Annotated in this window: 27 protein-coding genes; 12 read left to right on the top strand and 15 right to left on the bottom strand. The window is 73.5% G+C overall.

The features are described 5' to 3' along the window. The first annotated feature begins 9 nt into the window (after window positions 1–9). The 3 genes from rlmM to EDC50_RS14725 all read left to right on the top strand — a co-directional run bounded on the left by rlmM (window position 10) and on the right by EDC50_RS14725 (window position 2,394). Entirely contained in the window at window positions 10–1,080 is a 1,071-nt protein-coding gene (rlmM, locus tag EDC50_RS14735; protein WP_123771259.1) for a 23S rRNA (cytidine(2498)-2'-O)-methyltransferase RlmM, read from the top strand. Window positions 1,081–1,456: 376 nt separating this feature from the next. After that, window positions 1,457–1,756, top strand: a complete 300-nt coding sequence (locus EDC50_RS14730) for a hypothetical protein (RefSeq protein ID WP_123771258.1) — start codon at window positions 1,457–1,459, stop codon at window positions 1,754–1,756. Window positions 1,757–1,899: 143 nt separating this feature from the next. Next, window positions 1,900–2,394, top strand: a complete 495-nt coding sequence (locus EDC50_RS14725) for an EF-hand domain-containing protein (protein ID WP_123771308.1) — start codon at window positions 1,900–1,902, stop codon at window positions 2,392–2,394. A 26-nt stretch (window positions 2,395–2,420) separates the two neighbouring features. On the opposite strand, the gene EDC50_RS14720 is transcribed toward EDC50_RS14725, so the two are convergent. Then, window positions 2,421–3,614, bottom strand: coding sequence for an FAD-dependent oxidoreductase (locus EDC50_RS14720; RefSeq protein ID WP_123771257.1), 1,194 nt, complete (start codon window positions 3,612–3,614; stop codon window positions 2,421–2,423). Next, a complete protein-coding gene (ubiH, locus tag EDC50_RS14715; RefSeq protein ID WP_123771256.1) occupies window positions 3,611–4,873 on the bottom strand; it encodes a 2-octaprenyl-6-methoxyphenyl hydroxylase in 1,263 nt (420 codons plus the stop codon). Before ubiH ends, EDC50_RS14720 begins: the two co-directional genes overlap by 4 nt. A gap of 48 nt (window positions 4,874–4,921) precedes the next feature. On the opposite strand from ubiH, the gene EDC50_RS14710 reads away from it, so the two are divergent. The 3 genes from EDC50_RS14710 to EDC50_RS14700 all read left to right on the top strand — a co-directional run bounded on the left by EDC50_RS14710 (window position 4,922) and on the right by EDC50_RS14700 (window position 7,319). After that, a complete protein-coding gene (locus EDC50_RS14710) occupies window positions 4,922–5,503 on the top strand; it encodes a DUF6580 family putative transport protein (RefSeq protein ID WP_123771255.1) in 582 nt (193 codons plus the stop codon). Between the two features lie 78 nt (window positions 5,504–5,581). Then, a complete protein-coding gene (locus EDC50_RS14705) occupies window positions 5,582–6,136 on the top strand; it encodes a cob(I)yrinic acid a,c-diamide adenosyltransferase (RefSeq protein ID WP_123771254.1) in 555 nt (184 codons plus the stop codon). 259 nt (window positions 6,137–6,395) lie between these two features. Then, complete coding sequence (locus tag EDC50_RS14700; RefSeq protein ID WP_123771253.1) at window positions 6,396–7,319, top strand: histone deacetylase family protein; 924 nt, start codon at window positions 6,396–6,398, stop codon at window positions 7,317–7,319. Window positions 7,320–7,422: 103 nt separating this feature from the next. On the opposite strand, the gene msrB is transcribed toward EDC50_RS14700, so the two are convergent. Next, on the bottom strand, window positions 7,423–7,839 hold the full coding sequence (gene msrB / locus EDC50_RS14695) for a peptide-methionine (R)-S-oxide reductase MsrB (protein WP_123771252.1): 417 nt from the start codon (window positions 7,837–7,839) through the stop codon (window positions 7,423–7,425). A gap of 124 nt (window positions 7,840–7,963) precedes the next feature. On the opposite strand from msrB, the gene lptD reads away from it, so the two are divergent. The 6 genes from lptD to EDC50_RS14665 all read left to right on the top strand — a co-directional run bounded on the left by lptD (window position 7,964) and on the right by EDC50_RS14665 (window position 15,306). After that, complete coding sequence (lptD, locus tag EDC50_RS14690; RefSeq protein ID WP_123771251.1) at window positions 7,964–10,438, top strand: LPS assembly protein LptD; 2,475 nt, start codon at window positions 7,964–7,966, stop codon at window positions 10,436–10,438. Further along, window positions 10,435–11,805: a peptidylprolyl isomerase gene (locus EDC50_RS14685; RefSeq protein WP_123771250.1), complete on the top strand. Its 1,371-nt coding sequence runs from the start codon at window positions 10,435–10,437 to the stop codon at window positions 11,803–11,805. Before lptD ends, EDC50_RS14685 begins: the two co-directional genes overlap by 4 nt. A gap of 1 nt (window position 11,806) precedes the next feature. After that, the gene (pdxA, locus tag EDC50_RS14680) at window positions 11,807–12,781 is read left to right on the top strand and encodes a 4-hydroxythreonine-4-phosphate dehydrogenase PdxA (protein WP_123771249.1); all 975 of its coding nucleotides are present in this window, start codon (window positions 11,807–11,809) and stop codon (window positions 12,779–12,781) included. Between the two features lie 302 nt (window positions 12,782–13,083). Then, window positions 13,084–13,896 (top strand): 16S rRNA (adenine(1518)-N(6)/adenine(1519)-N(6))-dimethyltransferase RsmA, encoded by an 813-nt coding sequence (gene rsmA / locus EDC50_RS14675; protein WP_123771248.1) that lies wholly within the window; start codon window positions 13,084–13,086, stop codon window positions 13,894–13,896. Window positions 13,897–13,930: 34 nt separating this feature from the next. Beyond that, complete coding sequence (apaG, locus tag EDC50_RS14670; protein ID WP_123771247.1) at window positions 13,931–14,314, top strand: Co2+/Mg2+ efflux protein ApaG; 384 nt, start codon at window positions 13,931–13,933, stop codon at window positions 14,312–14,314. Between the two features lie 8 nt (window positions 14,315–14,322). Beyond that, on the top strand, window positions 14,323–15,306 hold the full coding sequence (locus EDC50_RS14665; RefSeq protein ID WP_123771246.1) for a symmetrical bis(5'-nucleosyl)-tetraphosphatase: 984 nt from the start codon (window positions 14,323–14,325) through the stop codon (window positions 15,304–15,306). 110 nt (window positions 15,307–15,416) lie between these two features. Here the strand turns inward: EDC50_RS14665 and EDC50_RS14660 are convergent, their stop codons facing one another. The 12 genes from EDC50_RS14660 to EDC50_RS14605 form a co-directional block, all read right to left on the bottom strand. Further along, window positions 15,417–15,932 carry a dihydrofolate reductase gene (locus tag EDC50_RS14660; RefSeq protein ID WP_123771245.1) on the bottom strand — a complete coding sequence of 172 codons (516 nt, stop codon included), beginning with the start codon at window positions 15,930–15,932 and terminating at the stop codon, window positions 15,417–15,419. Window positions 15,933–15,939: 7 nt separating this feature from the next. After that, window positions 15,940–16,734 (bottom strand): thymidylate synthase, encoded by a 795-nt coding sequence (locus tag EDC50_RS14655; RefSeq protein WP_123771244.1) that lies wholly within the window; start codon window positions 16,732–16,734, stop codon window positions 15,940–15,942. Between the two features lie 3 nt (window positions 16,735–16,737). Continuing rightward, window positions 16,738–17,616, bottom strand: a complete 879-nt coding sequence (gene lgt, locus EDC50_RS14650; protein ID WP_123771243.1) for a prolipoprotein diacylglyceryl transferase — start codon at window positions 17,614–17,616, stop codon at window positions 16,738–16,740. A gap of 202 nt (window positions 17,617–17,818) precedes the next feature. Continuing rightward, complete coding sequence (locus EDC50_RS14645) at window positions 17,819–18,313, bottom strand: TPM domain-containing protein (RefSeq protein WP_123771242.1); 495 nt, start codon at window positions 18,311–18,313, stop codon at window positions 17,819–17,821. Window positions 18,314–18,320: 7 nt separating this feature from the next. After that, a complete protein-coding gene (locus tag EDC50_RS14640) occupies window positions 18,321–19,244 on the bottom strand; it encodes a TPM domain-containing protein (RefSeq protein ID WP_123771241.1) in 924 nt (307 codons plus the stop codon). An 18-nt stretch (window positions 19,245–19,262) separates the two neighbouring features. Then, window positions 19,263–19,913 carry a LemA family protein gene (locus tag EDC50_RS14635; RefSeq protein ID WP_123771240.1) on the bottom strand — a complete coding sequence of 217 codons (651 nt, stop codon included), beginning with the start codon at window positions 19,911–19,913 and terminating at the stop codon, window positions 19,263–19,265. A 90-nt stretch (window positions 19,914–20,003) separates the two neighbouring features. After that, window positions 20,004–20,741 carry a TerC family protein gene (locus EDC50_RS14630; RefSeq protein ID WP_123771239.1) on the bottom strand — a complete coding sequence of 246 codons (738 nt, stop codon included), beginning with the start codon at window positions 20,739–20,741 and terminating at the stop codon, window positions 20,004–20,006. Window positions 20,742–20,783: 42 nt separating this feature from the next. Then, window positions 20,784–21,164 carry a diacylglycerol kinase gene (locus tag EDC50_RS14625; protein WP_123771238.1) on the bottom strand — a complete coding sequence of 127 codons (381 nt, stop codon included), beginning with the start codon at window positions 21,162–21,164 and terminating at the stop codon, window positions 20,784–20,786. Window positions 21,165–21,388: 224 nt separating this feature from the next. After that, a complete protein-coding gene (locus EDC50_RS14620) occupies window positions 21,389–22,432 on the bottom strand; it encodes an isoaspartyl peptidase/L-asparaginase family protein (RefSeq protein ID WP_242003032.1) in 1,044 nt (347 codons plus the stop codon). 80 nt (window positions 22,433–22,512) lie between these two features. Next, window positions 22,513–23,748 (bottom strand): ABC transporter permease, encoded by a 1,236-nt coding sequence (locus tag EDC50_RS14615; protein WP_123771237.1) that lies wholly within the window; start codon window positions 23,746–23,748, stop codon window positions 22,513–22,515. Further along, window positions 23,745–24,446: an ABC transporter ATP-binding protein gene (locus EDC50_RS14610; protein ID WP_123771236.1), complete on the bottom strand. Its 702-nt coding sequence runs from the start codon at window positions 24,444–24,446 to the stop codon at window positions 23,745–23,747. Before EDC50_RS14610 ends, EDC50_RS14615 begins: the two co-directional genes overlap by 4 nt. Then, window positions 24,443–26,002: an efflux RND transporter periplasmic adaptor subunit gene (locus EDC50_RS14605; protein WP_123771235.1), complete on the bottom strand. Its 1,560-nt coding sequence runs from the start codon at window positions 26,000–26,002 to the stop codon at window positions 24,443–24,445. The genes EDC50_RS14610 and EDC50_RS14605 overlap by 4 nt, the downstream gene beginning before the upstream one ends. Window positions 26,003–26,102 lie beyond the last annotated feature (100 nt).

Below are 26,102 nucleotides of genomic sequence, written 5' to 3'. Positions count from 1 at the left end.
CCCGGATCCATGAGCGACGTCCTGCTCTGCTACTGCCGCGCCGGCTTCGAGCCCGAGCTCGCCGCCGAGCTGGGCGAGCGCGCCGCGCACGCCGGCATCGCCGGCTACGCGCGCGCCGAACGCGGCGCCGGCTACGTCGAGTTCTTCGCCGAGCAAGCGAGCGCGCTCGCGCGCGCGCTGCCGTTCGCCGCGCTGATCTTCGCCCGGCAGAAGCTGCTGCGCCTGGCCGAGCTGCGCGGGCTCGACCCCGGGGACCGGATCGCGCCCATCCTCGAGGCGCTGCTCGCCGCGCCCGCTCCGCGCGCAGCCGCGCCGCGCCACGGCGAGGTCTGGGTCGAGCATCCCGACACCGACGCGGCCAAGCCGCTGGCGGGCCTGGCGCGCAGCTTCGGCAACGCGCTGCGGCCGGCACTGCGCAAGGCCGGCCTGCTGAGCGCGCACGACGACCCGCGGCTGCCGCGCCTGCACGTGCTGCTGCTGGCCGGCGACCGCCTGCTGCTGGCGGAGAGCCGGGTCGAGGACAGCGCGCCGTGGCCGCTCGGCGTGCCGCGGCTGCGCATGCACCCGGAGGCGCCCAGCCGCTCGGCGCTGAAGCTGGAAGAGGCGCTGCTCACCCTGCTCGACGACGGCGAACGCACGCGCCTGCTGCGCGACGGCCTGCGCGCCGCGGACCTCGGCGCGGCGCCCGGCGGCTGGACCTGGGTGCTGGTGCGCAACGGCCTGCACGTCACCGCGATCGACAACGGCCCGCTGCGCCAGCACCTGCTGGATTCCGGCCGCGTCGACCACCTGCGCGCCGACGGCTTCCGCTGGCAGCCGAAGGCGCCGCTGGACTGGATGGTCTGCGACATGGTCGAGCAGCCGCGCCGCGTCGCCGAGCGCATGGCGACCTGGCTGCGCGAAGGCTGGTGCCGGCAGGCCATCTTCAATCTCAAGCTGCCGATGAAGAAGCGCTGGGAGGAGACCCGGCTGTGCCTGGATCTGTTCGCGCAGCAGGCGCAACGGCCGCTGCGGATCCGCGCGCGGCAGCTCTACCACGACCGCGAAGAGATCACGGTGTTCGCCGCGCCCCCGCGCTGAAGGCTCGGCCAAACCCTGTCGCCGCCCCGTCGGCTCCGCCCGCGATCCCGGCACCGCGGCGATGCCGATGCGTGCCCGCGCGGCGCGCATCCGCGCGCGCGGAACGATGCCCCGCCCGGAACCCGACGCTCAGCCGTCGCTTGCGTCCCGGCACCGAGGCCTCGACACACGTCGCTTGCCGGGCCGCCGCACCGGCCGAAGCGCAAGCGGCCACGCCGGCTCACCGCCGCCTCGCGCCGTGCGCGGCCGAGCCGGCGCCGGGGCCGGTCTTCCGCGCCGGTGCAACGAGGGCTGGACAGTCAATACAAGAAACACGAAAAATCCGATACCGGCGACGCGAGGGTCGGCGGCCTCTTCAGATGCGGGGAAACCGATCATGCGCAAGCTGTTCTCGAACGCCGTCCTGTCCGTCGCCGTCGCCGGCGCCCCTCTGGCCGCCGATGCGGCCGCGGGCGGCGTCATCCAGTTCCATGGCGCGGTCCTGGAACCGACCCTGCCGAGCGACCCCGGGCTCGACCCGCGGACCGCGCGCGTGCCGCTGCGCACGCACGCCGGACGCCTGTCGGACCTGCACGACCGGTCCGAGCCGGGCATCGCATTGCTGGACTATTACCACGCGCATCGGCATGCGCAGGGCCTCTGCGACGTGCCGTACGTGACGGCGACGTACCTGTGAGGCGCACGCGCCGGCCGCGCGGGGAAACCGCGGGGCCGGCGCGATGACGACGCGGGGCTCACCTGGATGAACGCCGGGCCTTTACGCCCGATTGATCGCGCGCGGACTACCGTCGCTGCACATCACATCCCGCAGGTGGCTCCATGAACGCTAGGCATCCTTCTCGCCCGCTGACGCTGGCGCTGTTCGCCGTGCTCGCCGCGGGCCACGCCTGGGCGCAGAGCGGCCAGACGTCGTCCCCGCAGACCCAGCCGCCCACCGGGGCCTCGCCCACGACCGGCAGCACCCCGCCGCCGTCGCAGTCGAGCGGCACCCGCGACGCCGCCGACCGCGCTTCGACGCGAACCGGGCAGGGCACGATGGAAGGCACGACCGAAGGCACCCGCCGCGCCGGCACCGATGCGGCGACCGGCGCGACCGGCACCGACGCGGCCGCGGCCGGCATGCGCCAGGACGCGAGCACGTCCGGGCAGCATTCCGGGCACGGCGCCGACCACGGCGCGCTCGACGCCGATGGCGACGGCCACCTGAGCCGCGCCGAAGCGAGCGGCGACGCGACGCTGAGCGCACGCTTCGACCGCCTCGACGCCGACCGCGACGGCCGGCTCAGCAAGCAGGAACTGAAAGGCCGCAAGTAAGGCGGCTTCAGCGCACAGGCGTGGCGCTACACGCCCGCGGCCCGGCGCCAGAGCGCATGGGTCAGCGGCGGCCACTTGCCGACCAGGCCGAGCGCGTGGCCGCGCAGCAGCGTCGGCAACGGCGCGTCGTTGGAGAACAGGCGGTTGAGGCCGTCGAATGCGTACGCGGCGACCGCGTTCTCGCTGCGGCGCGCGCGCGCCCAGCGCGCGAGCCGTGACGATGCGCCGGGATCGCCGGCACGCGCGAGCGCCCGGCGCAGCGCGGCCACGTCGCGCAGGCCGAGGTTCACCCCCTGCCCGGCGAGCGGATGCACCACGTGCGCGGCGTCGCCGATCACCGCGACGCGCCCCGTCGCCGCTTCCCGCGCCAGTTGCCGCCGCAGCGGGAAGGCCGCGCGCGCGGACACGCCGCGCATGGCGCCGAGGCAGCCGCCCGCCGCGCGCTCCAGCTCGCCCAGGAACGCCGCGTCCTCGCTCTGCAGCAGCCGTTGCGCTTCCGCCTCCGGCAAGGTCCACACGATCGAGCTGACGTGGCCGTCGCCGCCGAGCCCGGCGGCGTCGCCGGCGAACGGCAGGAACGCCAGCGGCCCGCCCGGCAGGAAGCGCTGCCGGCAGGTCGCCGCGTGTGGCGCCGCGTGGTGCACGTAGGCGACCAGGCCGCGCTGGCCGTAGTCGTGGCGCGCGCTGGCGATCCCGGCCGACTCGCGCAACGGCGACTCGGCGCCGTCCGCGGCCAGCGCCAGGCGCGCGCGCAGCGTGCCGCCGCCGTCCAGGCGCAGGGCCACGCCGTCCTCGTCCTGTTCCAGCCCGGCCACGCGCTCGGGGCAATGCAGGCGCACGCCCGCCGCCGGCAGCGCGGCCCAAAGCCGATCGACGAGCAACGCGTGCTCGACGATCCAGCCCAGTTCGCGGCGTCCGAACGCGTCCGCGTCGAACACCAGTGCGCCACCGCCGGCCGCATCCCAGACCCGCATCGCCCGGTACGGCTGCGCGCGCGCCGTGCGCACGGCGCGCCAGACGCCGAGTTCGTCCAGCAGCGCGGCGTTGTCCGGGGCGAAGGCGTAGACGCGCAGGTCCGGTGCGTCCGCGCGCCAAGGCGGCGGCTCGCGCGGCTCGACCAGGGCGACCTCGAAGCCGTCGCGGGCCAGCGCCAGCGCCGCCGCGGCGCCGACCACGCCGGCGCCGGACACCACCACGTCGAGCGTGCCGCGCCGGCTCATGCGGCCTCGCCGCGGCACAGCGCCGGGACGTCGCCGCGGTAGCCCATCGCGCCCCCGACCAGGTAGGCCTGCACCGCGGGCAGCCGGTCGAGCGCGAACAGGCCCAGGCTGCGCAGCGGCCGCAGCGCGCCGGCCGGGCTCGCGCTCAGCCGCGCCAGGCCGTCGGAAAACGCCAGGGTGCGGGCGCGGTCGTCGCGGCGGCGTTCGGCGTAGGCGCGCAGTAGCGCCGGATCGCCGCAGTCGGCCTGCGGATCGGCGCGGCGCGCCTGTTCGATCAGCTCGGCCAGGGTCAGCGCGTCGCGCAGGCCCAGGTTGAAGCCCTGCGCGCCGATCGGATGCAGCGCCTGCGCGGCGTTGCCGACCAGCACCGCGCGCGCGTCGGTCGTGCGCGCGGCCAGCACGCGCTGCGCCGGATAGGCGCCGCGCGCGCCGCAGGCCAGGAAGCGTCCCGCGCGCCAACCGAACGCGTGCTGCGCCCGCGCCAGGAATGCGGCCTCGTCCAGCGCCGCCACGGCGTCGGCCTCGTCCGCGGCGACGCCGTGGATCAGGCCGTAGTGGCGGTCGCCGCGCGGCAGCAGCGCGGTGGGGCCGTGTTCGCCGAGGCGCTCGTAGGCGGTGCCGTCCGGCGCGCGCGCGCAGCGCAGCCGGGTCACGAACAGGGTCTGGCCGTAGTCGTGGCGTTCGGCGCGGATGCCGAGCGCCGCGCGCACCGCGCTGTCGGCGCCGTCGGCGCCCACCAGCAGGCGCGCGCGCAGGGTGCGTTCGCCGTCCGCATCGGCGACGCGGACGGCGCGGACCGCACCGTCGCTCGCGGCCAGGCCGAGGAAGCGGCAGGGCCGGTAGCGGGTCAGCCGGGCCAGCTCGCCGAGGCGCGCCTCCAGCGCCTCGCCGAAGTCGCGCGCCACCACCACCCGGCCGAACTCGCGCCGGCCGTAGCGCGCGGCCTCCAGCACGCCGCGGCCGAAGTCGCCGGCGCGGCTGACGTGGATGCGCTCGATCGCGCCGCCCGGCGCGCGCAGCTTGGCCAGCACGCCGAGCGCACCGAGCGCGTTCACCGTCGCTTCGGCGAAGCTCAGGTTGCGTTCGTCGAACACCGCCGGCAGCGCGCCCCGCGGCGCCGCCTCGACCAGGCCGACCTCGACCCCGATCCGGTCCAGGGCGATGGCGAGACTGGCGCCGACCAGGCCGCCGCCGACGATCAGCACGTCGTGCAGCGGCGGCGCCGGGGCCGCGGGCGATGAAAGGGCCGAATCGGGCATTGCGCTATGCTAACGGTTCCCGACGCTCCGCACTTCAGCGCACGCCCGATGAACCGTCCCGCTTCCGATTCCCTGCTCGCTCCCGGCCCGCTGGTGCTCGCGGCCATGATCGCCGCCGCCGCGCTGAGCCGGCTGCTGCCGCATCCGCCGAACTTCTCCCCGGTGGAGGCGATGGCGCTGTTCGCCGGCGCCCATTTCGCCTCGCGCCGCTGGGCCTTCGCGGTGCCGCTGCTGGGGATGTTCCTGTCCGACCTGGCGCTGGCCGCGATCAACGGCGGGCTGTACGCGACCTGGTTCGGCAACGGCGGCATATGGATGGTGTACCTGTGCATCGCCCTGAGCACCGCGCTCGGCCTGAACCTGCGCGGCAAGGCCGGCGGCGGCCGCGTGCTCGGCTACTCGCTGCTGGGCTCGGTGCTGTTCTTCGTGGTCACCAACTTCGGCGCCTGGCTGTTCCAGCCGCTGCCGACCTATCCGATGACCGCCGCCGGCCTGGCCGCGGCCTACGTCGCCGGCATCCCGTTCTTCCAGTGGACCGTGCTCGGCACCCTCACCTACGCCGCGCTGCTGTTCGGCGGCTTCGCCCTGCTGCGCCGGCACGTGCCGGCGCTGCGGCCGCAGACGGTGTGAGGGCGGCCGTCGCGCGCCGGCCGCCGGTTCCCGGCTGACCGGCAGCGACGCACCGGCCCCGACGGCTGTCCCGTTCCCATGGGCAATCGGCTCTCCAAGATCTACACCCGCACCGGCGACGACGGCAGCACCGGCCTCGGCGACGGCAGCCGCGTCGGCAAGGACGCGGCCCGCGTCGCCGCCTACGGCACGGTCGACGAAGCCAACTCCTGCATCGGCCTCGTGTTGGCCGCGCCGTTGCCGGAAGACGTGCGCGACCTGCTGACCGCGATCCAGCACCAGCTGTTCGATCTCGGCGGCGAGCTGTGCATCCCCGGCCACGCGGCGATCCTCGACGAGGACGTGGAGCGCCTCGAACGCCACCTGGACCGCTACAACGAAGCGCTGCCGCCGCTGAAGGACTTCATCCTCCCCGGCGGCGGCGAGGCCGCGGCGCGCTGCCACCTCGCCCGCACCGTGGTGCGCCGCGCCGAACGCGAGACGGTCGCGCTCGCGCGCGTCGAGGCGGTGCGGCCGCAGGCGCTGCGCTACCTCAACCGCCTGTCCGATCTGCTGTTCGTGCTGGCCCGCGTGCTCGCCCGCGCGGACGGGCACGGCGAGGTGCTGTGGCGGCACGAACGCCGCAAGGGCTGACGCCCATGTCCGTCCGCTTCGAGCGCCGATTGCCGCCGAGGCCGGACGACGCGCCCGGGGAGGCGTATGCGCGACCGCCGCCCGCCGCGCTCGACGCGCTCGACGCGCGCCCGACGTTCCCGCGCCACGGCCGCTCGCTTCCGGCCGTTGGCCTCCGGCCCGACGCCGCCCGCCGGCCGCCGAGGCGGGGCGGGCCCGCCCGCAGCGGCATTCGCGTGCGCCTGCCCCGGCGCCCGCGCGCGCGGACGGAGCGCTGAGCATGCGCATCTATACCCACCCGGCCTGCACCCGCCACGATCCCGGCCCCGGCCACGTCGAGCGGCCGTTGCGGCTGGTCGCGGTGATCGAGGCGCTGCGCGCCGCCTTTCCTGCCGGACTCGAATGGCACGAGGCGCCGCGCGCCAGCCGCGGCCAGCTGCTGCGCGTGCATGAGGACGCGTTGTTGGCGCTGGTGCTGGACACGCCGGTCGAAGCGCCGATGGCGCTGGACCCGGACACCGTGCTCGGCCCCGGCTCGGCCGAGGCGGCCCTGCGCGCCGCCGGCGCCGGCGTGGCCGCGGTGGACGCGGTGCTGCACGGGGAGGCGCGCCGCGCGTTCTGCGCGGTGCGCCCGCCGGGCCACCACGCCACCGATGTGGCGGCGATGGGCTTCTGCCTGTTCAACAACATCGCCGTGGCCGCCGCCCACGCCTGCGACAAGCACGGGCTGAGCCGGGTCGCGGTGGTCGACTTCGACGTCCACCACGGCAACGGCACCCAGGCGATCTTCGACACCGACCCGCGCGTGCTGTACCTCAGCTCGCACCAGCGGCCGCTGTACCCCGGCACCGGCGCCGCCAACGAGCGCGGCGTCGGCAACGTCGTCAACGCGCCGCTGCCGCCGGGCAGCGACGGCGCCGCGTTCCGCCGCGCCTGGAGCGAGGCGCTGCTGCCGGCGCTGGACTCGTTCCGGCCGCAGCTGCTGCTGATATCCGCCGGCTTCGACGCGCACAAGCGCGATCCGCTGGCCGGGCTCGAGCTCGACGCCGACGACTACCGCTGGCTGAGCGAGGCGCTGCGCGCCTGCGCCGACCGCCACGCCCGCGGCCGCATCGTGTCGATGCTGGAAGGCGGCTACGACCTGGCGGCGTTGCGCGAGTGCAGCGTCGCCCATGTCGGCGCGCTGCTGGCCGGCGCCGGCTGATCCGGCATCGTCCCGGCGTGGGCAGGCGTGCGTCTGCGCCCGGGCCGACCGCCGCGGGCCTGGCTCGCTCGCCCGGGCGCCCGCCGCGCCTGCGCGGCCCGACTCAGCTCCCGGCCGGCACGAAGTCCAGCGCCGCCGAATTGATGCAGTAACGCAGCCCGGTCGGGCGCGGGCCGTCGGGGAACACGTGCCCGAGGTGCGAATCGCAGTGCGCGCAGCGGACCTCGATGCGGCGCATGCCGTGGCTGTCGTCCGGGCGCTCCGCCACCGCATCCGCCGCGATCGGCTCCCAGTAGCTCGGCCAGCCGCTGCCGGAGTCGTACTTGGCCTCGGACGAGAACAGCGGCGCCCGGCAGGCGACGCAGACGTAGGTGCCCGGCGCCTTGTGGTTCCAATACTTGCCGGTGAACGCGCGCTCGGTGGCCGAGCAGCGGCACACCGCGTACTGCTCCGGGGTGAGCTGCTCGCGCCATTCGGCGTCGGTCTTCGCGGCCGGGGAGTTCGGGGTCGGTGCGGACATGGGTGCGGCCTCGCTGCGCGGAAAATGAACGGCGATGCCGGGTACATGGCGCTCGCATTGCCCGTGCACAAGGGATGGGGCAAGCTAGCGGCCCGTTCATCGCCGACGCCCCCACCACGTCCTCGTGCGCCCCAGCCTCCGTCTGCTGCCCCTGCCGCTGTGCATCGCCCTGGCCTTGCCGGCCCACGCGGCCGACGGCGACGAGGAGAACTGGGGGCTGTGCCCGATCTTCGACGCGGTCCCCTCGTTCGAGGACGCCCCCGCCCCGGTCGGCGACATGGCCGGACGCGCGCAGCAGCCGACCGACATCGAAGGCGACCAGCTCGAGCGCGGCGCCGCCGACCAGGACATCGTGGTCCAGGACAACGTGCGGCTGAGCCGCGGCGACCAGTTCCTGGGCACCGACAAGCTCACCTACAACGAGGAGAGCGGCCACTACACCGCGATCGGCAACGTGCGCTACCAGGACTCGGGCATGCGCATCGTCGCCGAGCGCGCCGAGGGCAACCAGAACGCGGACACGCACCGCATCGAAGGCGTGCGCTACCAGCTCACCGAGCGCCGCGGCAACGGCGGCGCCGAGCGCATCGAGCTGCACGGCGCGCAGGGCGCGCTGGTCGGTTCCAGCTACTCCACCTGCGACCCGCGCCAGCGCGCCTGGGAACTGCGCGCGCACCGCATCGACCTCGACACCGAGGAAGGCATGGGCGTGGCGCGCAACGCGACCGTGCGCATCGGCAAGATCCCGGTGCTGTACGTGCCCTGGTTCATGTTCCCGATCGACGACCGCCGCCGCACCGGCCTGCTGTATCCCTCGGTGTCGATGTCCGGCCGCAACGGCTTCGACTGGCGCCAGCCGATCTACCTGAACCTGGCGCCGAACTACGACGCCACGCTGTACCCGCGCTACATGAGCGACCGCGGCTTCAACCTCGGCGCCGAGTTCCGCTGGCTGTACCCGAACGGGCGCGGCGAGGTGTTCGGCAACTGGATGCCGAGCGACCGCCTGCCCGGCAACGAGCCGGACCGCTACCTGCTCGATCTCGCGGGCAACCCGATCCCCGGCGCGACCCTGCCGGAGAAGGACCGCGGGCAGTTCGGCCTGACCGCGGTCCACCACGTCAACGACACGTGGTACGGCAACACCAACCTCGGCTGGGTCAGCGACACGCACTACTTCGAGGACTTCAGCAACAGCCTGTACGGCATCTCGAACTATTCGATCCGCAGCGACCTCGGCCTGTACGGCCGCGGCGAGTACTGGCAGGCCGGCCTCATGGCCGACCACTACCAGCTGACCGACTACACCCTCAGCGAGCGCAGCCTGCAGTTCGACCGCCTGCCGCGCGCGTACGGCAGCTGGGCGCGGCCGTTCGGCGCCTGGCTGCAGGCCGGCATCGACGGCGAGGCGGTGCGCTTCGAGCACACCGAGTTCCTCGGCGGCAGCCGCCTCGACCTCAAGCCCTACGTCGCCATGCCGCTGGAAGGCGCGAGCTGGTTCCTGCGCCCGAAGCTGGCCTGGCGCTACACCGCCTACCAGCTCGAAGGCAGCGCGCAGACCCGCGCCGAGGAGTACGTGAGCCGCTTCGGCGGCGCGGTGACGCCGGAGCTCCTGCAGCAGCTGGGCGAGCGCAACCCGACGCGCAGCCTGCCGATCTTCTCCCTCGACGCCGGCCTGTACTTCGACCGCAACATCGAATTCCGCGGCGAGCGCTTCCTCAACACGCTGGAGCCGCGCATCTACTACCTGCGCGCGCCGTACCGCGACCAGAGCGGGTTGCCGGTGTTCGACACCAACACCATGACCTTCAGCTGGGGCCAGCTGTTCCGCGACAACCGCTACACCGGCGCCGACCGCCAGACCGACGCCAACCAGGTCACCACCGCGCTCACCACCCGCTTCATCAGCGAGGAGGACGGCCGCGAGCGCCTGGCCGCGAGCATCGGCCAGATCACGTACTTCGACGACGTCCGCGTCACCCTGCCGTACGAGACGCCGATCGAGCGCGGCAAGTCGGCCTGGGTCGCCGAGACCAGCGTCTCGCCGAACGACCGCTGGACCATCGGCGCCAGCTACATGTGGGACCCGAAGGTGCGCGACAAGGACCTGGCCACGCTGCGCGCGCGCTACCTGTTCGGCGACGCCGGCATCGTCAACATCGGCTACCGCTACCGCCGCAACGCCGGCTACCGGCCCGGCATCGACGACCCGGACACCAAGGCGCTGCTGGAACAGGTCGACTTCTCCTTCCTGTACCCGATCAACCAAACCTGGAGCGTGGTCGGCCGCTACTACTACTCGCTGCGCGACGACAAGCCGCTGGAGACCATCGCCGGCGTGCAGTGGGAAAGCTGCTGCCTCGCCGCGCGCCTGGTCGGCCGCCGCTACCTGCGCGACCGCGACGGCGAACTGGACACGCGGATCATGTTCGAGTTCGAGCTCAAGGGCCTGAGCTCGGTCGGGCAGAACACGGAGCGGGTGCTGCGCCGTGCTATCCTCGGCTACGATCGCGACGACCTCTATCTCGTGCCGCCCAGCTCGACCCAGAGCCTGAACAACGGCGGCGGCCAAGTCGACCAAACCGACCCGACCCTATGAAGAAAGTACTCGCCTGTGCCCTCGCCGCGGCGCTGCTGTCCGGCGCCCTTCCGTTCACCGGCACGGACGCGCTGGCGCAGGCGCCGCAAGGCGGGCTGCAGCCGATCGACGGCATCGCCGCGGTGGTCGACGAGGACGTGGTCCTCAAGAGCGAGCTGGATCGCGCGGTCGCCAACATCCTGAACCAGTACGCCGGGCGCGAGAACCAGCTGCCGCCGCGCGATGTGCTCGAACGCCAGGTGCTCGAGCGCCTGATCCTGGTCAAGCTGCAGGTCGCGCGCGCCCAGGGCACGGGCGTGCGCGTCGGCGACCAGGAGGTCGACCAGGCGATCGCCGCGATCGCCGCGCAGAACCGCATCGGCCTGGACCAGCTGCGGCAGCAGCTGGCGCGCGAAGGCACCGCGTTCTCCGACTTCCGCAACTCGATCCGCGACGAGCTGCTGATCCAGCGCCTGCGCCAGCGCTTCGCGCAGAGCCGCGTGGTGGTCAGCGAGGCGGAGGTCGATGCCGCGATGGCGGCGCAGGCCAACTCCGGCACGCAGTACCACCTCGCGCACATCCTGGTGGCGCTGCCCGAAGGCGCCACGCCCGAGCAGATCGCCACCGCGCAGAAGAAGATCGAGGGCATCAAGGGCCTGATCGACCGCGGCGAGATGGACTTCGCCGCCGCCGCGGTGCGCTATTCCGACAGCCCGAACGCGCTGGAGGGCGGCGACCTCGGCTGGCGCAGCCAGGACGAGATCCCGACCGCGTTCGCCTCGCTCATGCGCACCATGCAGCCGGGCCAGGTCACCGCGCCGATCCGCGGCCCGAGCGGCTTCCAGCTGGTCAAGCTGGTCGAGACCCGCGACGCCTCGCAGGCCGGGCCGAGCCTGGTCACGCAGTACCAGGCGCGGCACATCCTGATCCGCGTCGACGGCGACACCACGGACGCCGAGGCCAAGGCCAAGGCCGAGACCCTGCGCGCCCGCCTCGCCGGCGGCGCCGACTTCGTCCAGCTGGCCAAGGAGAATTCCGAGGACCTGAGCTCGCGCGACCGCGGCGGCGACATCGGCTGGTTCGCGCGCGACGACTTCGGCCCCGACTTCGGCAACGTGGTCGCCGCGCTGCAGCCGAACCAGATCTCGCAGCCGTTCCGCACCCAGGCCGGATGGCACGTGGTGCAGCTGGTCGGCACCCGCGAGGCCGACGTCGGCGAGCAGAACCGCCGCGCCCAGGTGCGCGAGACCATCGGCCGGCGCAAGCTCGAGGACGAGTGGAACCGCTTCCTGCGCGAGATGCGCGGCGAGGCCTACGTCGACGTGCGCGTCGGCGCCGGCGCGCAGCAGGACGCGCCGCAGCAGGCGCCCGCCGCTTCCGGCGGCTGAGATGCGCCCCTTGCGGCTCGCGCTGGTGCCGGGCGAGCCGGCCGGCGTCGGGCCGGAGCTGTGCGTGCGCCTGGCGCAACGGCCGCGCGACCACGATCTGGTCGCCTACGCCGACCCCGGGACCCTGCGCGCCGCCGCCGCCGCGCTGGCCCTGCCGCTGCGCCTGGCCCCGGCCGACAGCGGCGCGCGCGCGCCCGGCACCCTGGCGCTGCAACCGGTCGCCAACGCCGCGCCGCCCGCGTTCGGCCGGCCCGACCCGCGCAACGCCGCGGCGGTGATCGGCGCGCTGCGCCAGGCCGCGCAGGACTGCCTCGACGGCCGCTGCGACGGCCTGGTGACCGGTCCGGTGCACAAGGCGGCGATCAACGAAGGCGGCATTCCCTACACCGGCACCACCGAACTGCTCGCCGAGCAGGCCGGCTGCGAGGTGGTGATGATGCTGGCCAACGACACCCTGCGGGTCGCGCTGGCCACCACCCACCTGCCGCTGCGCGCGGTCGCCGACGCGATCACCGCCGGGGGACTGGCGCGCACGCTGCGCATCGTCGAGGCCGCGCTGCGCCGCGACTTCGCCATCCGGGCGCCGACGATCGCGGTGCTCGGCCTCAACCCGCACGCCGGCGAGGCGGGGCACCTGGGCCGCGAGGAGATCGAGACGATCGAGCCGGTGCTGGCGCGGCTGCGCGCCGAAGGCCTGCGCCTGGTCGGCCCGCTGCCGGCCGACACCGCGTTCCTCCCCGCCAAGCTGCGCGGCTTCGACGCGGTGCTGGCGATGTACCACGACCAGGGCCTGCCGGTGCTGAAGTTCAGCGGCTTCGAGCGCGCGGTCAACCTCACCTTGGGTCTGCCCTACCCGCGCGTGGCGGTCGACCACGGCACCGCGCTCGAACTGGCCGGCAAGGGCCTGGCCGACCCCGGCAGCCTGTTCGCCGCGGCCGAGACCTGCGCGCGCATCGCACGCGCCCGCAGGGGTTGACCCCCGGGTTCGACCGGCAACAGCCAGCGTTGGAAACCGCAACGCGATGCGGTGGACGCCGTCTTCCCGGCCGCATCCCGCCCGCGCAACGCGCCCCGCCCTTGCGCCCGCCCCGTCACCCCGCGCCGGCGTGCATGGGCAAGGGCCGAGGCGCCGCCGGAGGGGCTTACACCGACGTATTCACGGCACCTCGCGCAAGCCTGGGGCCGGGCGACGCTCATCGCCAACGCCGTTCGGGCGACAATGCGCGTCCGATCGCAAGCGCGCCCGTCCGCGAACCCGCGGCTCCAGACGACCATGCCATGACCCGCTCCCCGCACTTCACCGAGCCTGCGAAGAAACACCTCGGCCAGCACTTCCTGCACGAGCGCCGGATCATCGACAAGATCGTGCAGGCGGTGAACCCGCAGCCGGGCGACCGCCTGGTCGAGATCGGCCCCGGCCAGGGCGCGATCACCTTCCCGCTGCTCGACCGCCACGGCGAGCTCACCGTGATCGAGTTCGATCGCGACCTGATCTTCCCGCTCACCGAAGCGGCGCGCGCCCACGGCGCGCTCGAGGTGATCCACCGCGACGTGCTCGACGTCGACTTCGGCGCGCTGGCGGCCGATGGGCCGATCCGCCTGGTCGGCAACCTGCCCTACAACCTGTCGACGCCGATCCTGTTCCACGCCCTCGGGCACGCCGCCGCGATCCGCGACATGCACTTCATGCTGCAGAAGGAAGTGGTCGAGCGCATGGCCGCCGCACCGGGCGGCAAGGTGTACGGCCGGCTCAGCGTGATGCTGCAGGCCTACTGCCGGGTCACGCCGCTGTTCGACGTGCCGCCCGGCGCGTTCCGGCCGCCGCCGAAGGTGGATTCGGCCGTGGTGCGGCTGGTGCCGCGCCCGGCGCGGGAGGTCGGCATCGACGATGCGGCGCTGTTCGCCGCGCTGGTGCGCGACGCCTTCGGCCAGCGCCGCAAGACCCTGCGCAACGCCCTGTCGAAACTCTGCGGCGCCGGCGCGATCGAGGCCGCCGGCGTGCGCCCCGACGCCCGCGCCGAGCAGCTCGAGGTCGCCGACTTCGTGCGCCTGGCCAACCGCCTGGCCGCGCACGCCTCCACGACGCGTTGACCTACGCCACGCCGCACGCCCTACACTGTCCCGCATGGAACGTTCCACCGACTACGCGCTCGACATCTCCGTCGCCACCCGCTACCTCGACGACCAGTCCGAGCCGGCCCAGGGCCGCTTCGTGTTCGCCTACACCATCCACATCCGCAACAGCGGCCGGGTGCCGGCGCGGCTGCTCGGCCGGCATTGGCAGATCACCGACGGCAACGGCAAGGTGCAGGAAGTCGAAGGCGAAGGCGTGGTCGGCGAGCAGCCGTGGCTGCGGCCCGGCGACGACTTCGAATACACCTCCGGCGCGGTCCTGGAGACCGCCTACGGCGTGATGCAGGGCCGCTACCACCTGCTCGCCGACGACGGCACCCGGTTCGAGGCGCCGATCCCGGCGTTCACCCTCGCCGCCCCGCGCACCCTGCACTGAGCGCGCGCATGAGCATCTGGGCGATCGGCGATCTGCAAGGCTGCTACGACGCGACCCAGCGCCTGCTGGAGAAGATCGCTTTCGATCCGGCGCGCGACCGGCTGTGGTTCTGCGGCGACCTGGTCAATCGCGGCGGCCAGTCGCTGGAGACGCTGCGCCTGGTGCACTCGCTGCGCGCGCACAGCGCGGTGGTGCTCGGCAACCACGACCTGTCGCTGCTGGCGATCGGCGAGCGCACCGAGGAGGAACGGCGCAAGGTCAACCCCGACCTGCAGCGCATCGTCCTGGCCGAGGACCGCGACGAGCTGCTCGGCTGGCTGCGCATGCAGAAGCTGCTGCACGTCGATCGCGAACTGGGCTGGATGATGGTCCATGCCGGCCTGGCGCCGCAGTGGACCACGCAGCTGGCGGAGCGCTACGCGCGCGAGGTCGAGGAACGCCTGCACGGCGAGCAGTACCGCCGCCTGCTGAAGAACATGTACGGCGACAAGCCGGCATGGAACCCCAAGCTCGCCGGCATGGACCGCTGGCGCGCGATCATCAACGTCTTCACCCGCCTGCGCTACTGCAGCCCGCGCGGGCGCATCGCCTTCGAGGACAAGGGCAGCCCGGGCTCGCAGCCGGCGGGCCTGTATCCCTGGTACGAGGTCCCGGGACGGGCCGAGCGCGACCTGAAGATCGTCTGCGGGCATTGGTCCACGCTCGGGCTGTTCATCGGCCACGGCGTGCACGCGATCGACACCGGCGCGGTCTGGGGCGGCAAGCTGACGGCGCTGCAGCTGGACAGCGACGAGCTGCGCCTGGTGCAGGTGCCGGGCCGCGACGTGCCGGCCTCGCCGCCGAAGCCGCGCACCGCGCCGCAGCGCAGCGGCGAGCACCGCGGCAAGCGTCGCGGCAACGGCCAGCGGCACGCACCGAACCGCAACGCGCCGGCGCAGGGCGCCGGGCGCGAACGCGTCGCCCCCGGCCGCGACCAGGCCGACGCGGGCTGAGCGGCGCGCGAACGCTTCCGATCCAACCGCCCGAATCGATCCCCACCCTCGGTCGGTCCCGACGCCTGCGGCGCCCGTGCCGAGCGGGCGATGCGCGGCGTCCCGGCGATTCACGCGCCGCGCGGGGCCGCCTCGCGCAGGTAGTCGACGAACTCGAACGCATGCGCGTGCCGGGCGTCCGCCGCATGCGCCTCGCGCGCGACCGCGCGCCACTGGCGCGGATCGAACGCGGGGAAGAACGCGTCCGCGCCCTCCACCGCGGCGTCGACGTGGGTCAGATGCATCCGGGCCGCATGCGGCAGGCACAGCGCGTAGACCTCGCCGCCGCCGATCACGCACAACTCCGGCGCGGCCTCGTCCGCGGCGATGCGCGACGCCTCGTCGAGCGAGGCCACCGCGCGCATGCCCTCGAACGGCGCCCGCCCGGAACGGGTCAGCACCAGGTTGAGCCGTCCGGGCAGCACGCGGCCCAGCGATTCGGCGGTACGCCGCCCCATCAGCACCGGCTTGCCGAGCGTCAGCGCCTTGAAGCGCTTGAGGTCGTCCGGCAGGCGCCACGGCAGTTCGTTGCCGCGGCCGATCGCGCGGCGGCGGTCGAGCGCGGCGATCAGCGACAGCTCGGCCATCGCCGGCTCACACCGCCACCGGCGCCTTGATCGCCGGCAGCGGGTCGTAGCCCTCGATGGCGATGTCCTCGTAGCGGAACGCGAACAGGTCCTTCACCTCGGGGTTCAGCACCAGCCTCGGCAGCGGCCGCGGCGTGCGCGAGAGCTGCTCGCGCGCCTGCTCGAAGTGGTTCGAGTACAGGTGCGCGTCGCCGAGCGTGTGCACGAAGTCGCCCACGCCCAGCCCGCACACCTGGGCCACCATGTGGGTGAGCAGCGCGTAGCTGGCGATGTTGAACGGCACCCCGAGGAAGATGTCGCCGCTGCGCTGGTACAGCTGGCAGCTGAGCCTGCCGTCGGCGACGTAGAACTGGAACAGCGCGTGGCAGGGCATCAGCGCCATCCGCGGCAGGTCGGCGACGTTCCAGGCGCTGACGATCAGCCGGCGCGAATCGGGGTTGCGGCGGATCTCCTCGACCACCCAGCGGATCTGGTCGATCTCGCGGCCGTCGCTGCCGGTCCAGCGCCGCCACTGCTTGCCGTACACCGGGCCGAGTTCGCCGTGCTCGTCGGCCCACTCGTCCCAGATCGTCACCTTGTTCTCGCGCAGGTAGGCGACGTTGGTCTCGCCGCGCAGGAACCACAGCAGTTCGTGCACGATCGAGCGCAGGTGCAGTTTCTTGGTGGTGACCAGCGGGAAGCCGTCGTTCAGGTCGAAGCGCATCTGCCAGCCGAACACGCTGCGGGTGCCGGTGCCGGTGCGGTCGGCCTTGTCGCTGCCGTGTTCGAGCACGTGGCGCAGCAGGTCGAGGTACTGGCGCATCGCTCACCCCTTCGCCGGGACCGGCGCGGCCGGCGCGATCGTCGGCGCGCGGCGCGACAGCGCCAGCAGGAACAGGCCGAGCGCCACCAGCGGCAGGCTCAGCAGCTGGCCCATCGTCAGCCAGCCGAACGCGAGGTAGCCCAGCTGCGCGTCCGGCACGCGCACGAACTCGACCAGGAAACGGAAGCAGCCGTACAGCAGCGCGAACAGGCCGGACACCGCGTAGCGCGGCCGCGGCCTGGCCGAGAACCACCACAGCGCCAGGAACATCACCAAGCCCTCGAGCAAGGCCTGGTACAGCTGCGACGGATGGCGCGCATAGCGCTCGAGCGCGCCGGCGGCGAACTGCGCCTGCAACTGCTCCGCGCTCCAGCCGGCGAACTCCGGCGCGCGCGGGAACAGCACGCCCCAGCCGGCATCGGTGAACTTGCCCCACAGCTCGCCGCCGATGTAGTTGCCGATGCGGCCGAAGCCGAGTCCCGGCGGCACCAGCGGCGCGACGAAATCGACCGTGTCGAACAGGTGCAGCCGGTGCCGGCGCGACCACCACCAGGCCGCGGCGACCACGCCGAGCAGGCCGCCGTGGAAGCTCATGCCGCCTTCCCAGATGCGGAACAGCATCAGCGGGTCTTCGAGCAGGTCGGCGAAGCCGTAGAACAGCACGTAGCCGATGCGACCGCCCAGCACCACGCCGAGCATCGCGTAGAACAGCAGGTCGCCGTAGGCCTGCTCGTTCACCCCCGGCAGGCGCCCGGCGCGCACCCGCCGCCGTCCCAGCCACCAGGCCGCGGCGAAGCCGAGCAGGTACATGATCCCGTACCAGTGCACCTGCAGCGGGCCGAGGCGGAAGGCGATCGGATCGATCTGGTGCAGGACGATCATGCGGGGGTGCGGCTCGTGCGGCGGGGGAGGCCGTATTGTGCCCGATCCCCCGCCGCCCTCACGGCCGCGGCGTCCCACGGGGCGGGCGAGTCGGCGCCGGCAGCCTCGCCAACGTCGCCGCGCGCCCTTGGCGGGACGGGGCCGGGAGCGGAACACGTCCGCCGATCGCAATGCCCGGCGGGCCCGGCAGCGCGGCCGCGCCTCAAAGCAGGTGCGGCCGGTCCGGCAGTTCGTTGACGTCGCGGTCGTCCCCGGCGCGCGGGAAATGCAAGGTCAGCAGCGCCGACAGCGCCTCCACGCCGCGCAGCACCGCCGCTTCCGGCTCGCCCTCGCGCAGGCGCTCCTCGATCAGGTGGCAGACGCCGCGCCACTGTTCGTCGTCCACCTTGCCGGCGAACCCGCGGTCGGCCACGATCTCGATGCGGTGGTCGGCCAGCAGCAGGTACAGCAGCACGCCGTTGTTGGCCTCGGTGTCCCAGACCCGCAGTTGCACGAACACCTCGTGGGCGCGGGCGCGCGCGTCGGCGCCGCGCAGCACCGCCAGCGGCGGCAGCGCCGGTTCGACCGCGAAGCAGATCTCGCCGCGGTGGCGGAGTTCGCTGTCGGCGATCGCCGCGGCGATGCGCTGCAGGCTGGCGGCCGGGAACAGCCGCTGCGCCGACGGCGGGAACAGATGCCTGAGCAGACGCTGGATCATGCGCGCCTCACCAACTGCCGGAGGCGCCGCCGCCTCCGCTCATGCCGCCACCGCCGCCCCAGCCGCCTCCGCCGAAGCCGCCGCCCCCGCCGCCGAAACCGCCGCTGCCCCAGCCTCCGCCCCAGCCGCCGTAGCCGCCCCAGCCGCGGTCGCGGGCGTAGCGGCCGGCCGGCAAGGTGGCCAGGCCGAGGAAGAAGCCGATCGCCGCGCCGAGCGCGCCGACCAGCAGCAGCGACGACAGCAGCCAGGCCACGCCGCCCGCGGCGCCGGCACCGACCGCCCCGCGCAGCAGCGACGGCGCGCGCGCGAACAGCCCGCGCGCGACCTGGGCGACGATCAGGGCGACGACCAGCGCCACCAGCCAGTCGCCGCCGCCGCGCCGCTCCCGCGCGGCATGGTCGGCCATCGGCGCCGGCAGCGGTTCGCCGTCGATCAGCTTGACCAGCGCCGCGGTCGCCTCCTCGATGCCGCCGGCGTAGTCGCCGGCGCGGAAGCGCGGCACCAGGTACTCCTGGATCACCCGCGCGGCGATCGCGTCCGGAACCGCCCCTTCGAGTCCGTAGCCGACCTCGATCCGCACCCGCCGGTCGTCCTTGGCCACCACCAGCAGCACGCCGTCGTCGACGCCCTTGCGCCCGAGTTTCCACTGCTCGAACGCGCGCACCGCGTACTGCGCGATGTCCTCCGGCTGCGTGCTCGGCACCACCAGCACCTGCAGCTGGCTGCCCTTGCGCTGCTGCAACGCCAGCGCCTGCGCCTCCAGCCGCTGCCGCGCGGACGGATCGAGCGTGCCGGTGACATCCACCACCGGCGAGTCCAGCGCCGGGATCGGCGCCAGGCCCTGCGCCTGCGCCAGCGCACCGGCCAGCAACAGCGCGGCCGCGGCCAGCAGCGCGGCCCAGCGCACCGCCAGCGCGCGTCGCAGGGTCATGCCCGCGCCCGCCCGGGCTCAGCCGTTGCCCGGCGCGGGCTGCGGTTGCGGCGCCGGTTGCGACGGCGCGGCCGGCGGGCCGAAGTCGACCTTCGGCGCCTCCTGGATCCGCGCCTCGTTCTCGACGCTGAAGTTCGGCTTCGGCTTGTAGCCGAACACCATCGCGGTGAGGTTGGTCGGGAACTGGCGGATGTAGGTGTTGTAGTCCTGCACCGCCTGGATGTAGCGCTGGCGCTCGACCGTGATGCGGTTCTCGGTGCCTTCCAGCTGCGCCTGCAGCTGCAGGAAGTTCTGGTCGGCCTTGAGCTGCGGGTAGTTCTCGCTGACCACCAGCAGGCGGCCGATCGCGCTCTGCAGCTGGCCTTGGGCCTGCTGGAACTGCGCCAGCGAAGCCGGGTCGTCGGCGTTCACGTTGATGCTGCCGACCCGGGCGCGGGCCTCGGTCACCTGGGTCAGCACCTGCTGCTCGTGGCTGGCGTAGCCCCTCACCGTGGCCACCAGGTTCGGCACCAGGTCGGCGCGGCGCTTGTACACGTTGAGCACCTGCGACCAGGCGGCCTTCACCGCCTCGTCCTTCTGCTGGATGGTGTTGTAGCCGCAGCCGCCGAGCAGCGAGGCGGCCAGGGCGAGCACGAGGATTCGGGCCAGGGTTCCGGCGAAGCGGGGCATGTCGCACCTCCTGCGTGGCGATGCCGGCATTGCACCACCCCGCCGGGCCCCGCGCAAATGGACGGCGCCGGGGGCGCCGCCCGAGGCGGCTTACTCCGGCAGCAGGCGGCGCTGGGCGTTGCGCCGCGCCCACAGGTTCAGGCACTCGACCGCGGCCGAGAAGCCCATCGCGCCGTAGATGTAGCCCTTGGGGATGTGCAGCTCGAAGCCGTCCGCGATCAGGTAGGCGCCGACCAGCACGATGAACGCCAGCGCCAGCATCTTGATCGTCGGGTTGGTGTCGATGAAGTGCCCCAGCGGCCGCGCCGCCAGCAGCATCACGCCGACCGCGAGCAGGATCGCCGCCACCATCACCGGGGTGTGGTTGGCCATGCCGACCGCGGCGATCACCGAGTCGAGCGAGAACACGATGTCGATCACCGCGATCTGCGCGATCACCGCGAGGAACGACGCCGCCGGCTTGGCGTGCACGTCCTCGGACTCGGCCTCGCCGGCGATCAGGTCCTTGATCTCCATCGAGCCCTTCACCACCAGGAACGCGCCGCCGACGATCAGCACCAGGTCGCGCACCGAGATGCCCTGGCCGAACAGGCGGAACAGGTCGCTGGTCAGGCCGGCGAGCCAGGCGAGGGTCAGCAGCAGGGCGATGCGGGTGATGCAGGCCACCGCGATGCCGAACTTGCGCGCCTTCTCGCGCTGCGCGTAGGGCAGCTTGCTGACCGCGATCGAGATGAACACCAGGTTGTCGATGCCCAGCACGATCTCGATCGCGCTCAAGGTGACCAGGGTGATCCACACCTGCGGATCGGTCAGCATTTCAACGATCACTTGCGTCGGTTCCTGCGCGTAACGAAAAGAAAGGGGGAAGGATCAGAACAGGCGCGGCCCGAGGATCGCGCCCCAGGTCAGGGCGACGTTGGCCAGGACCACGAACACCGCGGCCGAGCCCATGTCCTTGGCGCGCCCGGCCAGTTCGTGGAACTCGGGGCCGTAGCGCTCGATCACCGCCTCCACCGCCGAGTTGAGCAGTTCCACGCTCAGCACCAGCAGCAGCGAGCCGACCAGCAGCACACGCTCGACCGGCGTCTGCCCCAGCCACCAGCCCAGCGGCGCCAGGACCACGAACAGGTAGACCTCGAGCCGGAACGAGGACTCGTGCAGCCAGGCCGCGCGCAGGCCCTGCAGCGACCAGCGCGTGGCCTTGAGGATGCGCGAGGGGCCGCGCGGCAGGTGGCCGATCTCGTCCGCCATGTCAGCGCGCCGGGCGGAGCGGGAACGTCGCGGCGCGGCGGGCCGGCGGGCGGAATCCCGGCGCGTGCGGGAGCGGCTCGGACATCGGCATGGGGCGGACTCGTGGACGCGGGGCGGGGATTCGGCGCGGACGGCCGCACGGGCCGGGGCGGATGCGGCACGGCGGCCGCCATGAGCGCGCGATTTTGCCACAACGCGGCCGAACCTGCCCCGGTCGGCCGGCCTCACTCCCCCTCGTGGATCGCCGTGCCGCGGCTGCCGTCGGGCTTGATCCAGCCGCGGAACATGCTGCCGCTGTTGAACGGCATGGCGATGTTGCCGTCGCGGTCCAGGGCGATCGCGCCGCCGTCGCCGCCGGCCGCCGGCACGATCCGGTTCACCACCTCCTCGGCCGCCGCCTGCAGCGAATCGCCGCGGTAGGCCACGCGCGCGCAGATGTCGTGGGCGACCGCGTTGCGGATGTAGAACTCGCCCCAGCCGGTGCCGGACACGCCGCAGCGCTCGTCGGCCCAGGTGCCGGCGCCGATGACCGGCGAGTCGCCGACCCGGCCCCAGCGCTTGTTGGTCATGCCGCCGGTGCTGGTGGCCGCGGCGATGTGGCCGTGCACGTCGAGCGCGACCGCGCCGACGGTACCGAAGTAGGCCGGCGCGTCGCCGCCGGCGCGCGCCTCGCGCTCGCCCTTGGCCGCTTCCTCGCGCTGCGCCTTTTCCAGCTGCTGGCGGCGCTTGTCGGTGTCGAAGTAGGCGTTGGGCACGCGCTCGATCTCCGGCCGGGTGTCGGCGAAGGCCTCGGCCCCGGCGCCAGCCAGCATCACGTGCGGGCTGTGCTCCATCACCGCGCGCGCCAGCCTGATCGGGTTCTTGATCGTGGTGACGCCGGCCACGGCGCCGGCGCGGCGGGTGTGGCCTTCCATGATCGAGGCGTCGAGTTCGTGCCGGCCCTGGGCGTTGAACACCGCGCCCTTGCCGGCGTTAAACTGCGGCGCATCCTCGAGCACCACCACCGCCGCGGTGACCGCGTCCAGCGCGCTGCCGCCGCGCTGCAGCACCGCGTGGCCGGCGTCGAGCGCGCGCTCGAGCGCGGCGTGGTAGGCACGGCGGTCGGCCTCGCCGATCGCATCCTTGGGCACGAAGCCGGCGCCGCCGTGGATCACCAGCGCGGTCTTCGGCTTGGCGGGCGCGGGGTTCGCCGGCTCGGCGGCGGAGGCGTTCGCGGTCATGGCGGCGAGGGCGAGCAGCAGGACGGGCGGCAGGGTCGGCAGGCGCATGGCGGTGTTCCGGCGATGGACGCCGAGGATAACGCCGCCGGCCCCGCCCGCGCTGCGCCCCCGGCGGCGGACGCCGCGCGCTATTGCTGCCGCAGCGCTTCGATCGGGTCCAGCTGCGAGGCCTTGCGCGCCGGGTAGTAGCCGAAGAACAGGCCGGTCATGATCGAGAAGCTCGCCGCCAGCGCCACCACGTGGCCGTTCAGCGCCACCGGCAGCGAGCCGATGCGCCCGACCAGCAGCGCCCCCGCCACGCCGATGACGATGCCGATCACGCCGCCGATCAGCGCGATCAGCATCGCCTCGGCCAGGAACTGGCGGCGGATGTCGCCCGGCCCGGCGCCGACCGCCATGCGCAGGCCGATCTCGCGGATGCGCTCGGTCACCGACACCAGCATGATGTTCATGATGCCGATGCCGCCGATGACCAGGCAGATCGTCGCCACCGCGCCGAGCATCTTCGACATCAGGTTGGTGGTGGCGGTGCGGGTGGCGACGATCTCGGCGATGTTGCGCACGTTGAAGTCGTCTTCCTCGCCGGGCTGGATGCGGTGGCGCTGGCGCAGCAGCGCCTCGACCTCGCCCTGCACGTAGTCCAGGTCCTTGGCGTCGGCCACGGTCAGCGCGATCTGCATCACCGCCCCCGCGGGCAGGCCCATCGACCCCATCAGGCGGCGGCGCGCGGTCTCCAGCGGCACCATCACCACGTCGTCCTGGTCCTGGCCGAAGCTGCCCTGGCCCTTGGGCTTGAGCGTGCCGACCACGGTGAACGGCACCCGGCCGAGGCGGATGGTCTGGCCCACGCCCGAGTCGTCGCCGAACAGGGTGCGGCGCACGGTGTCGCCGAGGATCACCACCTTGGCCGCGCCGGTGTAGTCCTGGCTGTCGAAGCCGGCGCCCTCGGCGATGCTCCAGCCGTTGATCTCGAAGTAGTCCGGCTGCACGCCCTGCCAGCTGGTCGGGGTGTTGTTCTCGGCGTAGACCGCCTGGGTGCTGCCGCGCAGCACGCCGGTGACGTACTGCACCTCCGGGATCTCGCTGCGGATCGCCTCCACGTCGCCCTCGTCGAGGGTGAAGAAGCTGGACGCGCTCATGCGCACGCCGCCCGGCGAGCGCGATGCGCCCGGGGTGATGTCCAGGCGCTGCGAACCCAGGCCCGCGACCATCTTGTCGATCTCCGCCTGGGTGCCCTGCCCGACCGAGACCATCACGATCACCGCGGCGATGCCGATGATCACGCCCAGCGAGGTCAGCGCGCTGCGCAGCCAGTTGCCGCGCAGGGCGAACACGGCGGTGCGGAGGATGTCGGAGAAGTTCATGGCGCGGCCTCCTCGTGCAACTCGCCGTCGCGCATCACGCAGATGCGGTCGGCGTGGGCGGCGACGTGGGCGTCGTGGGTGATCAGCACCACGGTGTGGCCGTCGTCGCGCAGGCGCTTGAACAGCGCCAGGATCTCCTCGCCGGTCCTGCTGTCGAGCGCGCCGGTGGGCTCGTCGGCGAGCAGGATCGGCGGGTGGTTGATCAGCGCGCGGGCGATCGCCACGCGCTGCTGCTGGCCGCCGGACAGCTCGTTGGGGCGGTGGTCGGCGCGCTCGGCCAGGCCGACCGCGGCCAGCGCCCGGCGCGCGCGCTCCAGCCGCTCCTGCGGCGGCACCCGCACGTAGCTCAGCGGCATCGCCACGTTCTCCAGCGCGTCCAGCCGCGGCAGCAGGTTGAAGCCCTGGAACACGAAGCCGATCTTGTTGCGGCGCAGGGCCGCCAGTTCCTCGGCGTCGAGGGTGGACACATCGATGCCGTCGCACTCGTAGACGCCGGACGTCGGCGTGTCCAGGCAGCCGATCAGGTTCATCAGCGTCGACTTGCCGGAGCCCGACGGCCCCATGATCGCGACGAAGTCGCCGCGCGCGATCGACAGGTCCACGCCCTTGAGCGCCACCACCTCGGCCTCGCTGCCCGGCGCGTAGACCTTGCTCAGGCCGCGGGTGAGGATCACCGGCGGTTCGTCCGCCGCGCTCATTCCTTGGCCCGCTCGCCGGTGACCACCAGGTCGCCGGGCTTCAGCCCGCCGCCGGAGACCTCGGTGCTGCTGCCGTCGCTGGCGCCGATGCGCACCATGACCATCTGCGGCTTGCCGTCGGCCAGCTTGTACAGCGGCGCGCGGCGCGCGTTGAGCAGCTCGTTGAAGGCCCGGTCCCACTGCGCCTGGCGCTGCGCGTCGAGGGAGGCGCGGAACGCGGCGAAGTCGCTGCGCAGGCGGTCGGCCATGCGCTGGCGCATCTGCGCCGCGGCGTTGCCGCCGGCGCCGCCCGGGCCCACCGTCACCATCATCCCGCCCGGCGGGCCGCCGCGGCCGCCCCCGCCACCGAACAGGCGATTGCCGCCCTGCGGGGCCGCCTGCGCCTGCGCCATGCGCGCCGCCTGGCGCTCGCGCACCGCGGCCGCGGCCGCGTCGAACGCGGCCTGCTGGCTCGGCGTGAGCCGCATCGCCGCGGCGGTGCGGGCCAGGTCGTCGATCAGGCCGCCGCCGGCGCGCACCGCGCCCGGGGCCGGCATCGCCGCCTGCGGATCGGCGGGCTTGTAGCGCAGCGCGGCGTTGGCGACCTTGAGCACGCCGTCGCGCCGGCTCACCTCGATCTCGGCGTTGACCGTCAGGCCCGGCAGCAGCGTGCCGTCGCTGTTGTCCACCGTCACCACCACCGGGTAGGTGACCACGTTGTTGCTGGTGGTCGCCGACAGCCGCACCTGCTCGACGGTGCCGCGGAAGCGGCGGTCGGGGAAGGCGTCGACGGTGAAGACCACGTTCTGGCCCGGCTTGACCTGGCCGATGTCGGCCTCGTCCACCGCCAGTTCGATCTTCATCTTGCCCAGGTCCTCGGCGATGGTGAACAGCTCCGGCGCCTGCAGGCTGGCGGCGACGGTCTGGCCGGGCTCGATGCTCCGGGTGAGGACCACGCCGTCCACCGGCGAGCGGATCACGGTGCGCTCGAGGTTGATCTGGCTGGTCTGGGTCGAGGCGGTCTGCTGCTGGATCTGCGCGCGCGCGGCGTTGACCTGCGCCTGCGCCTGGTCGCGCGCGGCGCGGGCGAGGTCGACGTCGCTGCGCGCGACCAGTTGCCGCTCCAGCAGCTCGGCCTTGCGGCGGTAGTCCAGCTCGGCGTTCTTCAGCGTCGCCTCGGCCTGGGCCAGGCTGGCGCGGGCGTTGGCGACCTGGGCGTTGCCCTGGCGGATCTGCGCCTCGTAGGTGGCCGGGTCGATGCGGGCGATCACCTGGCCCTTCTTGACCTCGTCGTTGTAGTCCACCAGCACCTCGGTCACCTGCCCGGAGATCTGGCTGCCGACGGTCACCGTGGAGATCGCGCTGAGCGTGCCGGTGGAGGAGATCGCGACGCGGATGTCGCCGCGCTCGACCGGCACGGTGCGGAAGGCCGCCTCCTCGCCGCCGCGCCGCTGCAGCAGCCACCAGGCGCCGGCGCCGAGCGCGGCGGCGACGATCACGGCGATGGCGCCGCGGCGGAGCCAGGCGGAGGCGGACGGCGACGGACGGGCGGAGGGGGCTTTGCGGGCTGCGCTCATGGGGCTCGCTTCGGGGATCGAATGTCGGGCGCTAACGCGCCCGCGGCCGAAGCGTTGACAGCGGCCGCGGGCGTTCGTTCAGCCCGCGGCATCCTGCCAC

The sequence above is a fragment of the Vulcaniibacterium tengchongense genome, assembly GCF_003814555.1.
Classification (GTDB): Bacteria; Pseudomonadota; Gammaproteobacteria; order Xanthomonadales; family Xanthomonadaceae; genus Vulcaniibacterium; species Vulcaniibacterium tengchongense.
Note: the sequence above shows the minus strand (reverse complement) of the source record. Positions and strands in the feature narration are given on the sequence as shown.